This window comes from Arthrobacter sp. ZGTC131, assembly GCF_002929275.1.
Lineage (GTDB): Bacteria > Actinomycetota > Actinomycetes > Actinomycetales > Micrococcaceae > Arthrobacter.
Map to the genome: position 1 here is coordinate 1 of NZ_PJIK01000031.1, position 13,456 is coordinate 13,456.

Annotated in this window: 13 protein-coding genes; 7 read left to right on the plus strand and 6 right to left on the minus strand. The window is 66.1% G+C overall.

The window, feature by feature from the left end; genetic code table 11:
• Nucleotides 1–30 precede the first annotated feature (30 nt).
• Nucleotides 31–672 carry a DUF3618 domain-containing protein gene (locus tag CXQ90_RS21300; RefSeq protein WP_104141336.1) on the plus strand — a complete coding sequence of 214 codons (642 nt, stop codon included), beginning with the start codon at nt 31–33 and terminating at the stop codon, nt 670–672.
• Between the two features lie 112 nt (nt 673–784).
• On the opposite strand, the gene CXQ90_RS21305 is transcribed toward CXQ90_RS21300, so the two are convergent.
• Nucleotides 785–1,291 carry a DinB family protein gene (locus tag CXQ90_RS21305; protein ID WP_258064682.1) on the minus strand — a complete coding sequence of 169 codons (507 nt, stop codon included), beginning with the start codon at nt 1,289–1,291 and terminating at the stop codon, nt 785–787.
• Nucleotides 1,292–1,344: 53 nt separating this feature from the next.
• Nucleotides 1,345–2,625: an NAD(P)/FAD-dependent oxidoreductase gene (locus CXQ90_RS21310; protein WP_104141337.1), complete on the minus strand. Its 1,281-nt coding sequence runs from the start codon at nt 2,623–2,625 to the stop codon at nt 1,345–1,347.
• A gap of 279 nt (nt 2,626–2,904) precedes the next feature.
• On the opposite strand from CXQ90_RS21310, the gene CXQ90_RS21315 reads away from it, so the two are divergent.
• The 5 genes from CXQ90_RS21315 to CXQ90_RS21335 all read left to right on the plus strand — a co-directional run bounded on the left by CXQ90_RS21315 (nt 2,905) and on the right by CXQ90_RS21335 (nt 9,650).
• Nucleotides 2,905–4,341 carry a flotillin family protein gene (locus CXQ90_RS21315; protein ID WP_104141338.1) on the plus strand — a complete coding sequence of 479 codons (1,437 nt, stop codon included), beginning with the start codon at nt 2,905–2,907 and terminating at the stop codon, nt 4,339–4,341.
• Entirely contained in the window at nt 4,334–4,582 is a 249-nt protein-coding gene (locus CXQ90_RS21320) for a hypothetical protein (RefSeq protein ID WP_104141339.1), read from the plus strand. Before CXQ90_RS21315 ends, CXQ90_RS21320 begins: the two co-directional genes overlap by 8 nt.
• A 119-nt stretch (nt 4,583–4,701) precedes the next feature.
• Entirely contained in the window at nt 4,702–5,922 is a 1,221-nt protein-coding gene (locus tag CXQ90_RS21325; RefSeq protein WP_258064684.1) for a glycosyltransferase family 1 protein, read from the plus strand.
• On the plus strand, nt 5,919–7,340 hold the full coding sequence (locus tag CXQ90_RS21330) for a UDP-glucose/GDP-mannose dehydrogenase family protein (RefSeq protein ID WP_104141340.1): 1,422 nt from the start codon (nt 5,919–5,921) through the stop codon (nt 7,338–7,340). The genes CXQ90_RS21325 and CXQ90_RS21330 overlap by 4 nt, the downstream gene beginning before the upstream one ends.
• A gap of 153 nt (nt 7,341–7,493) precedes the next feature.
• Entirely contained in the window at nt 7,494–9,650 is a 2,157-nt protein-coding gene (locus tag CXQ90_RS21335; RefSeq protein ID WP_104141341.1) for a bifunctional diguanylate cyclase/phosphodiesterase, read from the plus strand.
• A gap of 70 nt (nt 9,651–9,720) precedes the next feature.
• On the opposite strand, the gene CXQ90_RS21340 is transcribed toward CXQ90_RS21335, so the two are convergent.
• Complete coding sequence (locus CXQ90_RS21340; protein ID WP_104141342.1) at nt 9,721–10,677, minus strand: AraC family transcriptional regulator; 957 nt, start codon at nt 10,675–10,677, stop codon at nt 9,721–9,723.
• A 169-nt stretch (nt 10,678–10,846) separates the two neighbouring features.
• On the opposite strand from CXQ90_RS21340, the gene CXQ90_RS21345 reads away from it, so the two are divergent.
• Nucleotides 10,847–11,338 carry a DUF1772 domain-containing protein gene (locus CXQ90_RS21345; RefSeq protein WP_258064686.1) on the plus strand — a complete coding sequence of 164 codons (492 nt, stop codon included), beginning with the start codon at nt 10,847–10,849 and terminating at the stop codon, nt 11,336–11,338.
• Nucleotides 11,339–11,408: 70 nt separating this feature from the next.
• Here the strand turns inward: CXQ90_RS21345 and CXQ90_RS21350 are convergent, their stop codons facing one another.
• From CXQ90_RS21350 to CXQ90_RS23125, 3 genes are all read right to left on the minus strand, one after another.
• Nucleotides 11,409–12,263 (minus strand): SDR family NAD(P)-dependent oxidoreductase, encoded by an 855-nt coding sequence (locus CXQ90_RS21350; RefSeq protein WP_104141343.1) that lies wholly within the window; start codon nt 12,261–12,263, stop codon nt 11,409–11,411.
• A gap of 360 nt (nt 12,264–12,623) precedes the next feature.
• Complete coding sequence (locus tag CXQ90_RS23120) at nt 12,624–12,878, minus strand: dihydrofolate reductase family protein (RefSeq protein WP_258064688.1); 255 nt, start codon at nt 12,876–12,878, stop codon at nt 12,624–12,626.
• Complete coding sequence (locus tag CXQ90_RS23125) at nt 12,875–13,060, minus strand: hypothetical protein (protein WP_258064690.1); 186 nt, start codon at nt 13,058–13,060, stop codon at nt 12,875–12,877. Before CXQ90_RS23125 ends, CXQ90_RS23120 begins: the two co-directional genes overlap by 4 nt.
• Nucleotides 13,061–13,456 lie beyond the last annotated feature (396 nt).

Sequence of the window (13,456 nt, forward strand, 5' to 3'; positions counted from 1 at the left end):
GCCCACCCTGAAACCCAATGGAGACCACCGATGAGTGAAAACCCGGACGCCATCCGCGCCGACATCGAAGCAACCCGTGAACGCCTCGGCACCAACGTGGACGCCGTCGCCGACAAAGTGACACCGTCCAACATCGTCCACCGCCAAACCGGCAAGGCCAAGGACAAGGTCAAGGACGCCGTCTTCGGAGTGAAAGAGAAAGTCATGGGCACAGCAGAACACGCATCAGGCAACGTCCACTCGGCCACCGGTTCCGCCGGATCAGCCCTCGGCGACGCCAGCTCAGCCGTCAGCTCCACCATGCACGACGCCGGCTCAGCCATCAGCGACGCGCCGCACAAGGCAGCCGTGAAAACACAGGGCAACCCCCTCGCGGCAGGGCTGATCGCCTTCGGCGCAGGGCTCCTCGTGTCCTCACTGATCCCGCCGAGCCAGAAGGAACGGGAGGCAGCCGACGCCCTGAAGACCGCCGCCGAACCGGTCACCACGCAACTGACCGAGGCCGCCAAGGACGTCGCCCAGGGCCTGAAGGAACCCGCCCAGGAAGCCATGGAAAACGTCAAGGCCACCGCCACCGACGCCGCCGAGCACGTCAAGGGAGAAGGCCAGTCGGCCGTCTCCGACGTCAAGACCAGCGCCACGGACGCCAAGGACCACGTCCAGAACACCTGAGTTATTCATAACACCTGAGTCAGCGACGACGACGGCCGCCTAGCCTCCGGGCAAGGCGGCCGTTTTCGCGCCCCGCTGTTCCGGCTGCCGCCGCGTGCTAGTCCATTCCGATTTAGTCCGTCCCGAACCGCAGGCTGAGCTGATTGGCGTGGAAGTCGAAATGGCGGGTCGGATACGCGTAGACGTCGGCAAGGGTCATCACCGGGGCGAAGAACGGATCCCAGCGCGTGGGGAAGGCCATCTTCAGGGCGAGGGACTGCTCGGTCTCCCGGGCGAGGCTGCGGGCAAGCGACGCCGTGACCCGTTCCAGTTTGCGGGCCATGCGGCGCCGGTTGAAGTACCGCGCGGCGGCGCGCGATCCCCAGTAGTTAATGACGTCGAACGGCCGGGTGCCTGCATTCAGAAGCCGGGCGAATCCCCGTCCCGCCAGCGGCGGCAGGCGCCCGAAGATTTTCACCAGCGGCAAGAGCGCCTGGACAACCATGTAGCCGAACACCATGTGAAACAGGAGTTCCTCGTTGGTCCATCGCGTCCCGGCGCTGACTCGGCGGAGTTCGCCGTCCCCGGCCCGGCCCAGGGTGGCCGTCAGCTGTGCGAAGGCTCGCCTGTAGTCCGCCACAATGCTGTTCCGGTCCGGTTCCCCCGGACTGCCTTCTGCACCCTGTCCTGCCCTCAGGCCCGGCCCTTTAGAATCAGGTTCCAGTAGATGCCCGGGAAAAGGTCCCTTTCGAGGATCCACGTCGAATGCCGTTCCTTGGACACCTTCACTTTGGGGATTGTGGGCATGGGCCGGTACTGGTCATCGAACTCGGCGAAAACCACCGTCGAACGGGAAACCGTAAACGGGCACGCCGAGTAGCCGTTGTACTTGGCCTTGGGTGTTCCGCCGTTGAGAACGGCTTTGAGGTTCTTGGCCAGCGCCGAGGTCTGCTTGCGCAGAGCAGCACCGGCCTTGGAATTCTTCGTGCCGGCGGCGTCACCGAGGGACCAGACGTTGGGGTAACGCACGTGCCGGAGGGTTTCTGCGTTCACCTCAACGAAGCCGCCATGGTCCCCGGCCGCCGGCAAATCCGTGGCTTTCAGCCAATCGGGGGCTGACTGCGGCGGCACCGCGTGCAGGACGTCATAGGCCAGGCTGTCACTCCTGCCAGTGGCAGAGTCAAGGACCTGCACTGTGCGTGTACCGGCGTCTACCGCGGTAACTTCGCTGTTGCACCGCAGTTCAATCCCGTACTCGGCGATCTTCCGGTTCAGCTCCTCATCGACACCGGGCACCCCGTACACGGTGGGCGTCGGCACCACCATCACCAACCGGATCTGGTTCAGCACGCCTTGCTGCCGCCAGTAATCGCAGGCCAGATACATGGGCTTCTGGGCAGCGCCGCCGCATTTCACCGGGCCCGACGGCATGGTGAACACAACCGTGCCACTGCGAAGCCCGCTCAGCAGTGCCCACGTCTTGGACGCCAACTCATAGACGTAGTTTGAAGACCCGTGCGGTGAGTCCATCGCCTCGGCAAGCCCGGGCACCTTGTCCCAGTCCAGCTGCAGCCCCGGGCAGACCACCACATGGCCGTAGGTGAGCTGGGAGCCGGAGGCGAGCGCAACCGTGCTGGCTGCAGGCTTGACGTCCACGGCGCTGTCCTGGATCCAGGTCACGCCTTGCGGCATGACCGACGCCTGGGGCCGGACGGCTTCCGACGCTTCAGCGGTCCCGCCGCCGATGTGCGAGAACAGCGGCTGGAACAGATGCCGGCCGCTGGGCTCCACCACGGCAACGTCCCGGACGCCGTAGCGCCGCAGCCGGGCAGCCAGGGAGATGCCAGCGTTGCCGCCGCCAATCACCACCACTTCGTGGTGCTTGTTACCGTCGACGGCGGCGCCGCCTGCTGCGATTGCGGGCAGCGGAACCGGCAGCGTGCTCGACCGGGGCGGACCTGACTCTGTGACCATGGCTCCGACCCTACAGCGGGAGTCTGGCAGCGGCCAGTGACAGGCCGCCTGAAGGGACTTCCTCGCGGCCCCCGCGGGGGTCCGGTGGCCCTTCGGTGCCGCCGCGAATTGCTGGACTTCTACGCGGTGACCTGCACAGACTGTCTATTACAGCTGGGAATCCCCGCAGCTTGAGGTTCACCAGCACTGCTATTCCCGCACTCAATTGAGCAGGAATTAGCTGGAGCATAGTTTGGGGGTCTCCCGTCAGGCCTTTTATTGTTTTGAAAGGACACGGCCATGGAGAACCTGGCACCCTTCCTTCCCCTGATTGCCACCATTGCTGCCGTCCTTGCCGGCGTCGCGGTTATTTGGCTGGCGGTAAAGCTGATGTGGAAGGTGGCTGAGCCAAACGAAGCACTCATTATTTCCGGCCTGACGCGCGGGACCCTTGAGAACACCGACGGCATGGACTTCAAGATCGTCACAGGCAAGGGTGCGCTGGTGGTCCCCGGGCTGCAGACAGTCAGGGCCCTCTCCCTGACCCTGAATGAAACGGAACTCAAAGTCTCCTGCGTTACGTCCCAGGGCATCCAGGTAATCGTGGACGGCGTGGTTATATACAAAATCGGTGATGCCCCGGCATTTATCGCGAACGCAGCGAGAAGATTCCTGGGCCAGCAGCCAAAAATGGAAAGCCAGGTCTACAACGTCTTCGAGGGCCACCTGCGGTCGATTATTGGCAGCATGACGGTGGAGGAAATTATCCGCGAGCGCGACAAACTGGCATCCCAGGTCCGCGGGGCGAGCGGTGTGGAAATGGAGAAGCTCGGCCTGGTGGTTGATTCGCTGCAGATCAAGGACCTTCAGGATCCCACCGGATACATTCAAAACATCGCCAAGCCGCATATTGCGCAGGTGAAGATGGAGGCCCGCATCGCCGAGGCCACCAGGAACCGCGAAGCCGCTGAAAAGGAAGCCGAGGCCGCCGCTCAGATTGCTGACGCGCAGAGCGTGTCCGCCATCAAGCAATCCGTGGCACAGGCCAACGCCGAACGGGCAAAGGCCAACGCGGCACAGGCCGGCCCCCTGGCAGACGCAACCGCGCGCCAGCAGGTGGTGGTCCAGGAAACCGAAGTGGCCAAACTCGAGGCCGACCGGGAAGAGCAAAAACTCCAGACCACCATCCGCAAGCCCGCCGATGCCAAGGCGTACGCGCAGCGGACCGAGGCGGAAGCTCAGAAGGCCGCCGACATCAGCGCCGCCGAAGCAAGGGCCAAGCGCACCGAGCTCGAAGCCCAGGCCAACGCCCGGCGCGTGGAAGTCGAGGCGCACGCCAGCGCCACTGCGGCGGCGGCCATCGCCGGAGCCACCCGCGTGACCGGTGAAGCCGAAGCAGCCGCGACGAAGGCACGCGGTGATGCCGCCGCCTCCGCGATCCAGGCCAAGGCGCTGGCGGAAGCCGAAGGCATCAAGGCCCGCGGCGCAGCACTCGAAAGCAACCAGGATGCCGTCATCGCCCAGCAGCTGGCGGAGAACATGCCGGCCATCGTGGCGGCGGCCGCGGAGCCTTTCGGCCATGTGGACCAGCTCACGGTCCTGAACGGCGCCGAGGGCCTGAACGGCATGGTCGGGGGCATCCTCTCCCAGGCCGGCACCTTCCTGCCCCGCATATCGTCCGCGCTCAAGAACGGGCAGGACTCGGCCAAACGGCCTCCGAAGACTCCCGGTGCGTAGGAATGTGGACCGGAGCCTGACCGGAAAGATCGGCAGGGTCACCGGTAGGATCGGCCCGGGAACCATCGGCGAGGTCATGCTTCCGTACCGGGGTGGAACCAGCGCCTTCCATGCCCACCCGTTCGATAAAGTCAGCGTTTTCCCGGTCGGGGACAAGGTGCTGGTGATCTACTTCGAACCGCCCCAAACCGTCTACGTCGATGAGCTGCCGGATATCCTCCGGCCAGACGACGCCGGCTGAGCCACTGAAACCGCCGGTTGAGCCTGCCGAAACCGGCCGCCTTTCGTGTTAACCCAACCTTCCCCTCCCGGTAACGCCTGCTCCCCCGCAGGGTCAGACGCCGGGCACACCGTGGAGGGGTGAGGATCGCAATCGTTGCCGAATCATTCCTGCCGCTGATGAACGGGGTTACGCACTCCATCCTGCGGGTGCTGGAGCATCTGCAGGAACGGGGAGATGAGGTGCTGGTGATTGCGCCGTCGACGTCGGACACTGATGTTCTGGACGTCGTGCACGGGGCTTTTGTGCACCGGCTCCCCTCCGTGCCGCTGGCCGGATACACAAACGTGCGGGTGGCCATGGGCGGTGTGTACCGGGTCAAGAGAATCCTTGCCGATTACGCACCGGACGTGGTCCACCTTGCATCGCCGTTTGTCCTCGGCTGGCGGGCAGCGCAGGCGGCACACCAGCTGGGCATCCCCACCGTGGCCATCTACCAGACCGAGGTCCCCAGCTACGCGGCACGGTACGGGGTGCCGTTCCTGGAGAACTGGGCCTGGAACCGGGTGGAGAACATCCATCTGCTGGCTTCCCGGACGCTTGTGCCGTCCACTTTCGCGCTGAACCAGCTGCGCGGCCGCGGGATTCTGCGGGTGGGCATGTGGCGGCGCGGTGTGGACACCGCGCGTTTTGCGCCGGAAAAGCGCGACGACGGCTGGCGGGCTTCAGTGGCCCCCGGCGGCGAGCGGATCATCGGCTACGTGGGCCGTCTTGCGATCGAAAAGCAGGTGGAGGACCTGGCCGTACTCGCTGACGTTCCCGGCACGCGTCTGGTGATCATCGGTGACGGGCCGCAGCGCGCCGCGCTGGAGGAAGCCCTGCCCGGCGCCGTGTTTACCGGTTTCCTCGGCGGCGAGGAACTGGCCCGGGCCGTCGCCTCGTTCGACCTCTTCGTGCATCCAGGCGAGTTCGAAACCTTCTGCCAGACCATCCAGGAGGCCATGGCATCGGGTGTGCCGGTGGTGGCCACGGGCCGCGGCGGCCCGCTGGATCTGGTGGAGAACTCCCGCACCGGGTGGCTGTACGAGCCCGGTGACCTGGCGGGCCTGCGCCGGCACGTCATGGACCTGATGGGCGACGACGCCAAGCGCCGGGCGTTCGCGGCGACAGCCCACGCTTCGGTCCAGGGCCGGACGTGGCCCGCCCTGAGCGCGGAACTGGTCCGGCACTACAAGGCCGTGATCGCCGGAACCCCGCTGGTTGAGTCTGCCGAAACCCCAAAACCGCTGGTTGAGCCTGCCGAAACAGGGGCCGCCGCCCGCGCAACCCGAGCCCGCACCACCGAAGGAGTCCCGCTGTGAAGATTTCCGTGATCGGCTGCGGCTATCTCGGCGCCGTGCATGCGGCCACGCTCGCGTCCGTGGGCCACACGGTGGTGGGGATCGACGTCGATCCCGCCAAGGTGGCCCACCTGGCCCGCGGGTTCGCCCCGTTCTTCGAACCGGGCCTGGACGAGCTCCTCCGCGACGGCCGGGCGACCGGCCGCCTCAGCTTCTCCACGGATTTCGCCGACGCCGAAGGCGCCCAGGTCCATTTCCTGTGCGTGGGCACCCCGCAGTCCAAAACGTCCGACGGCGCCGACCTCAGCTATCTCGTCTCCGCCACCGAAAGTCTCCTTCCGCACCTGGGCCGGGGATCCGCCGTCGTCGGCAAGTCAACGGTGCCTGTGGGCACGGTGGACATGCTCGGCCGCATCCTGGCCGCCCGCCCGGACGTGTTGCTGGGCTGGAACCCGGAGTTCCTGCGGCAGGGCACGGCGGTGAAGGACACGCTGGTGCCGGACCGTCTGGTGTACGGCGTCCGGGGCGGCAGGGATGCCGCCTTCGAGCGCGGGAAGGGTCTGGCGCGCGGCGTGACGGCGGTGCTCGACGCGGTCTACGAGCCCCTGCTGTGCGCAGGCATTCCGCGGCTGGTGTGCAATTTCGCCACGGCGGAACTGATCAAGTCGGCGTCGAACGCCTACCTGGCCACGAAGGTCAGCTTCATCAACGCGATGGCGGAACTGTGCGACGCCTCCGGCGCGGACGTTACCGAGCTGAGCGAGGCGATGGGCATGGATCCGCGAATCGGCAACCGGTACCTGCACGCCGGACTGGGCTTCGGCGGCGGCTGCCTTCCCAAGGACATCCGCAGCTTCCGGACGCAGGCCCAGGCGCTGGACGTCCCGTCCGTGGATGAGTGGATGGGCGTGGTGGACGCGATCAACCTCGGCCAGCGCGCCCGGACCGTAGTGATGGCGCAGGAGCTCTGCGGCGGCCACCTCGCCGGCCGGACCGTTACAGTGCTGGGGGCCGCGTTCAAGCCGGAGACCGACGACATCCGCGACTCCCCCGCCCTCGACGTCGCCCTCCAGCTCGCCGCCGCGGGCGCGCACGTGACGGTGACGGATCCGAAGGCCATCAACAGTGCCTGGATGCGCTACCCGCAGCTGCGCTTCGAGTCCTCCACCGAGCGGGCCCTGGAAGGCGCCGAACTGGTGCTGCTGCTCACCGAATGGGACGAGTACCGCGACCTGTCGCCGGCCGCCGTCGGGCAGCTTGTACGACGGCGGACGGTGCTGGACGCACGGAACGTGCTGGACGCTGCGGCATGGCGGGCGGAAGGCTGGACGGTCCGCGGTCTCGGGACGAATCCGCAGGTTGAGCCCTCGCTGGTTGAGCATCCGCCGGTTGAGCACCCGCCGGTAGCGCCTGCACTAACCAGGACCGTGCGCCGGTAAAGCCCGCCCCGCTGGTTGAGCTCCTCGAAACCCCCACTGCGCTGGCTGACCTCGTCGAAAGCGGGGGTCGAGTTCGGCGGGTCTTGCCCTTATTATTTCCACAGGGGGAGGACGCTCAATGAATAGTTTCTGGTCTCATTCGGTGGCCGCATAATGGCCGTTACTTCGCGCACCGGGCAGCCGCTGGAAACGGGCACCGAGTGCGCTGTACTCTTCGACGCCCTGCCGGACGCCGTCCTGGTGGTCAGCGACACCGGCATCATCAGCCGGGTCAACGCCGCCGCGGAACGACTCTTCGGGTACGAACGTCAGCAGCTGGTGGGTCAGGATCACCGCATGGTCCTCGCCGAGGGCTACCGCAACGGCTTTGACCGCCTCCTCGCAAAACTCCGCCGCGCCCCGGTACCCGGCAACGATGCCACACCGCTGGCCCCGTTCGAATCCTTCGGCCGGCGCAGCGACGGCACCGAGTTCCAGGGCGAAGTGGCCTGCTCGCTGCTTCACTTGGACGAAGGCACGTCTGTGGTCGCTTCCATCCGCGCCACGTCCCACCGGGAGCAGGCGGACGCCGGCCTGCGGGAGGCGATGTCGCTGCTCAGCGCCACGCTGGAGTCGACGGCGGACGGCATTCTGGTGGTCGGCAGCGACGGGAACATCGCCGGGCTCAACGATCAGTTCACCAGCATGTGGGGTATCCCCCGCGAACTGCTGGCGACGCACGACGACGCCGCCCTCATGGGCTTTGTGCTCGGTCAGCTGTTGGACCCCGCAAGCTTCTTGGAGAAGGTTCAGGAGCTGTATGCGCATCCCACCGCCGAGAGCCACGACGTCCTCGACTTCATTGACGGCCGCACCTTCGAGCGCTACTCGCGGCCGCAGAAGGTGGGTAACACCGTGGTGGGCCGGGTCTGGAGCTTCCGCGACGTCACCCCGCGGCGCCGGGCCCAGGAGCAGGCCAAGCAGGCCATGGCCGAACTCGCCGAACAGGCGGCCCAGCTCAAGGCGATGGCCTTCCAGGACCCGCTCACCGGGCTGGCCAACCGCAAGCTGTTTCACGACCAGCTGACCGAAGCGCTGCACGGCGACTGCAGCGCCGCCGTCGACGTCCTCCTGCTGGATCTGGACGATTTCAAGGAAGTCAACGACATCCTGGGCCACCATGCCGGGGACCAGATGCTGGTGGAGGTGGCACGCCGCCTCAGGTCGTGCGTCCGGCCCAACGATACGGTGGCCCGGCTCGGCGGCGATGAGTTCGTGGTGCTGCTCACGGGATCCTCCGACGCAGACACCGTGGCAGAACGCATCGTGGAGTCCCTGAATGTGCCCGTGTGGATCGACGGATCCATGCTGCGGCCCAGCCTGAGCCTGGGGCTGGCCTCGATGAATGAGGACGCCTTGGCAGCATCGGAACTGCTGCGCCGGGCGGACGTGGCGATGTACGCGGCAAAGGCGGCGGGCAAGAACCGGTACATGCGGTTCCAGCCTGAGATGATGGCCGCCCTCGTGCAGCGCACCGACATGGAAGCCGGCCTGCGGCTGGCCGTCGACGACGGCGAGATCACCGTCAATTTCCAGCCGGTCGTTTCGCCGCGGCTGGGTGAGGTGACCCAGTTCGAGGCACTGGCCCGCTGGGACCGGGACGGCGAGAGGGTCCCGCCCTCGCAGTTCATTCCGACGGCTGAGCGCAGCGGACTGATCTCCACGATGGGCATGCAGATGATGCGGGAGAGCTTTACCCAACTGCGCCCGTGGCTTGCTGGCAGCACGGAGCGCTCGGTCGCAGTGAACGTTTCCGGCGTGCAGCTTAGGGAGCGCGATTTCGCTGGCTCCGTGCTGTGCCTGGCAGAGTCGTGCGGGATGGATCTTAGACAGCTGGTGCTGGAGGTGACGGAGAGCGTGTTCCTCGACCCCGATGAGCATGTGATCCAGCAACTGGGGAGCCTGCGTCACGCCGGCGTGCGGGTTGCGCTCGACGACTTCGGCACCGGCTATTCGTCGCTGGGCCGGCTTCAGGACCTGCCGGTGGACGCCGTGAAGATCGACCAGTCCTTTGTGTCGATGATCCGCACGGGCGCGGAGAAGCTGCCCATCCTCAGCTCCATGATCAACATGGCGCACAGCCTGGGCCTCCGGGTCACGGCGGAGGGCGTCGAGACCGCAGCCCAGGCCGCCTACCTGACCGATCTGCAGTGCGACTCCTTGCAGGGCTACCTGTTCTCCCATCCGGAGCCCGAGTCCGGGCTGGAGCTGGCCATCCTGCGCTCAGCGGACGCGATCGACGCACTCGAGGGGCTCCGGCTGAGGCGGTGAGGGCCGCCGGTTGGGCCTGCCGAAAGCCCCCGGCCGACAAGTCCCATCAGCACCGTCCGCCAGGCCCTGTTCAGGCTGTGGCGGCAGCGTGCCGGGTAATTTTTGATCGGCGGTAGGCCGTGGGGCTTGCGCCGTACCGGCGCTTGAAGGCAGTGCTGAGTGCGTAGGGGCTGCCGTAGCCGACCTTCGCTGCAATGTTCGCTGTGGTCAGCTCAGCGTCGGCGAGGAGTTCGCTGGCCAGCAGCAGCCGCCAATTGGTCAGGTAAGTCATGGGCGGTTCGCCGACGCTGGCCCGGAACCGGGTCGCTAGTGTGGCCCTCGAGACATGAAGCCGACCAGCCACCGCCTCAAGGGTCCACGGTTCCGCAGGGGCCCCGTGAAAAAGTTCGAGTGCCCGAGCGGTGAGCAGGTCGGTTGTGCCGGAGATCCATCCTCCGGGACTGCGGGGGTTGAGGTGCGTCCAAGCTCGGACTGCGTGGACCAGGACCACGTCCAGGAGCCGGTCTATGACACTCCGCTGGCCCGGTGCGTTGCTTGTGATTTCCCGTTCAAGGACGCCCAGAATGCTGGTGTCGACGTTCCCCGCCGGTACGACGGCAATCCGGGGCAGTGATGACGTGACGGCCGCGGTGACTTCCGCATCCGTATCGTAGGTGCCGATCAGCATCATGGCATCCCCGGTGGTTCCGGTCCCCCATGATCTGACTCCCTGGTTCAGTTCAAGGCTGATCTTCGTGCCGGACGGAGTGGTGCATTCCTGGTGCGGTTGGATGATGACGTCGGGCTCTCGTGCCGGATCGTCGGCCATCCGGTACGGTTCGGGGCCGCGCACCAGGGCTACGTCTCCCGGCTCCAGCCGATACTGTTGCCCGTCGGCGATGAGCCAGCCGCTGGCTGCGATCATCGCGATCACGGTCAATGGGGCGCGATCCTGCACTTGGATGGACCACCCGGGTTTCATGAGGACCTTCAAGGCGAATGCGCCCCGGGCCCGGGGACCGTCGAGGACGTGCTGCAAAGGATCCATCTCTGAAGGTTATACGATTACGCATCAAATCAGGTGTTTCAACTATCGGATGACTAGGCCGGGAGTGATTGGCTGGATGCATGACGACTTCATCTAAACTTCTGCTTAGTCCGAAAAGCCTTGGGCGAAAGGTCGCTGCCGGGTTGCAGCAGCTGAAAGGTATCCCGGCGTGAACGGCACGATTGGGACTGCGCTGACTACGGCCACGGCCCTGAGCGCGGGGGTCACAGGGGGCGTGTACGTGGCGTTCTCGGCGATGGTCCTGCCGGCGCTGCGGAATCTCCCCGCAGCGGACTCCCTGACAGCCATGCAGCGGATCAATGTGGCCGCGGTGCAGCCGCCCTTCATGGCGCTCTTCTTCGGTGGCGCTGCCCTGTCCGCCGGCCTCGTGGTTGCCGAGCTCAGCACGGGCCCCTTCACCGGACGGAGCCTGGCCCGGGTGGTAGGTGCCTCGCTCGCCCTGGCATCGTTCGGCCTCACCATAGCCGCGAATGTTCCGCTGAATAATGCCCTCGCCGGCGTCAACCCAGCGGCCGCAGGCGCTGCGGACGCCTGGCAAACGTTCAACCACGGTTGGAGCCGCGCCAACCTCATTCGAGCGGGCGCGGCAATGGCCGGCGCAGCGCTTCTCACGGGCTCCCTGCTGATAGCGCCAAATTAGCCGCCGGGCGGTTGAGCCTGTCAGGGGTGCCGCTGGTTGAGCCTGCCGAAACCCGGGGCCTCATTCAGCGTCAGACGTTGTCCAGCTCAGACCTTTCCGCAGGCTCGCCGGCGCTCACCATCTCCTCGCTGCGGTCCCACAGTTCCCGCGCCAGCCCGGCGTCGTAGGCCTGCTTGTTGGCCTTGGCCAGGGCGCGCTTGGCGTAGTAGGCGCCGGGCACCCAGTCCTGTCCCGGGGTCGACGTCGCGAGCCACACCAAGGTGTCCGCGCCTTGCTCCGGGGTCAGCAGGAAACGGTTGATGACCGTCTTGTAGGCGTGCCGCATCCAACTGGTGGACTCGGCCGCAAAGTTGGTGGCCACAACGCCGGGGTGGAAGGCCGCCGTCGCAATTCCCGCGCCGCCGAAGCGGTTCTGCAGTTCCGACGTGAACAGGATGTTCGCCAGCTTGGCGGTTCCGTAGGCACGGTTGGTCGAGTACTTCCGGGACGAATTGAGGTCGCCCAGCTCCAGCCTGCCGAACCCGTTGGCCGCGCTGGCGGTGTTGATGACCGTCGCGCCGCTGGCTGTGAGGACGTCCATCAGCTGCGTGGTGAGCAGGAATGGTGCCAAGTGGTTGATCTGGAACGTCTTCTCGTGGCCGTCCACGGTCAGCTCGTGCGCGCCCATGATGCCGCCGGCGTTATTCACCAGGACATCAATCCGCGGGTACTTCTCCTTCAGCGCCGCGGCCAACTCGCGCACCTGCGCCAGCTCGGCAAAATCACTGACGAAGTAGTCGGCACCCAGTTCCGCGGCCACCGCTGCGGTTTTCTCGCGGGAACGCCCGACGACGACGATCCGCTCGCCTGCCTTCGCCAGGTTCCGCGCGGCTGCTGCGCCGATGCCGTCGCTGGCTCCGGTGATGACGATGGTGCGATGGGGCATGAAGTGTCCTTTGACTGAAGTCGCTGGTGGGGGCTCTACGTTCCGGCGGTTGAGCCTGTCGAAACCAGAACCAACCGCACTGAGACAACGCCGTCGGGCCGCGTTCTGTTCCGGTACCGGGCCTCGACAAGCTGGATCAGCGGCGGCCCGTTGGTTGAGCCTATGGAATCCCCGAAAGCCTCTCTCACCTCCCGCGGGCTAATCACGCACGCTCTCTCACCTACTGCGGATTAATCTCACACGCTCTCTCACTGGCCGGTGACGACGGCGGTGTGCCGGCCTCGGGTGCCGGGCCGGCGCCTGGGCGATACAGCGTCCCGCCTACGCGACGGGCGGTGCGGGAAAGTGCGGACCTTCGGCTTACTTCTTGATCTCGTAGCGCAGAAGTGCCACGCCGTTTTCGAACGGGGTGGCGTCGACCAGCCTCAGCTCTTGCGAATCCTCGAAAATGCGCGTTCCCTTGCCGCGTGATGTTGGGCAAACCAGCATTCGAACTTCGTCGACGACGCCGGCGTCCAGCAGGGAATGCATGAGTTTCAAGCTCCCCCACAGCCAGATGTCCTTGCCGCTCTGCTCCTTGAGCTCCCGGATGGTGGCGACCGGTGCGCGCGTCACGGTCGCGGCGGGAAAGTCGCCCAGGGCGCGTCATCCAGTTTCGACGAGACGACGACTTTGGTGAGGTTATTAAGCTTCTCGCCGTACTCGCCCTGCTCGTCGGCGTACGGCCAGTAGTCCCTGGACTGGGCGTAGGTATTCGCGCCGAGAATCATCGTGTCGACCGAGTCGATGAACCCCATTTTGCAGAGAGCGTCCCGTTCTACGCGACAGGTAATGAGAGTGCGTCCCGTTCTACGCGACAGGTAGTGGGAGAGCGTCACGTTCCGGGCGACAGGAAGTGAGAGAGGGTCCCGTTCTGCGCGGCAGGATGTGGGAGAGGGTCCCGTTCCGGGCGACAGGTAGTGGGAGAGCGTCCCGTTCTGCGCGGCAGGATGTGGGAGAGGGACACGCTAAGGGGTGCGGGAGGTGGGAGAGCGTTGTGGCGGCCGGGCAGGTGGAAGGGGGGTTAAATGCGGGAGAGCCCCGACCATGGCTGGTTGGGGCTCTCGACCTAATGGTTGTCCGGCGGTGACCTACTCTCCCACACCCTCCCGGGTGCAGTACCATCGGCGCTGTGGGTCTTAGCTTCCGGGTTC

Excerpts from the sequence above, each read along its gene's own strand:
- CXQ90_RS21300 (WP_104141336.1), top strand. The coding sequence starts at position 31 with ATGAGTGAAAACCCGGACGCCATCCGCGCCGACATCGAAGCAACCCGT.
- CXQ90_RS21310 (WP_104141337.1), bottom strand. The coding sequence starts at position 2,625 with ATGGTCACAGAGTCAGGTCCGCCCCGGTCGAGCACGCTGCCGGTTCCG.
- CXQ90_RS21315 (WP_104141338.1), top strand. The coding sequence starts at position 2,905 with ATGGAGAACCTGGCACCCTTCCTTCCCCTGATTGCCACCATTGCTGCC.
- CXQ90_RS21335 (WP_104141341.1), top strand. The coding sequence starts at position 7,494 with ATGGCCGTTACTTCGCGCACCGGGCAGCCGCTGGAAACGGGCACCGAG.
- CXQ90_RS21340 (WP_104141342.1), bottom strand. The coding sequence starts at position 10,677 with ATGGATCCTTTGCAGCACGTCCTCGACGGTCCCCGGGCCCGGGGCGCA.
- CXQ90_RS21350 (WP_104141343.1), bottom strand. The coding sequence starts at position 12,263 with ATGCCCCATCGCACCATCGTCATCACCGGAGCCAGCGACGGCATCGGC.
- CXQ90_RS23125 (WP_258064690.1), bottom strand. The coding sequence starts at position 13,060 with ATGGGGTTCATCGACTCGGTCGACACGATGATTCTCGGCGCGAATACC.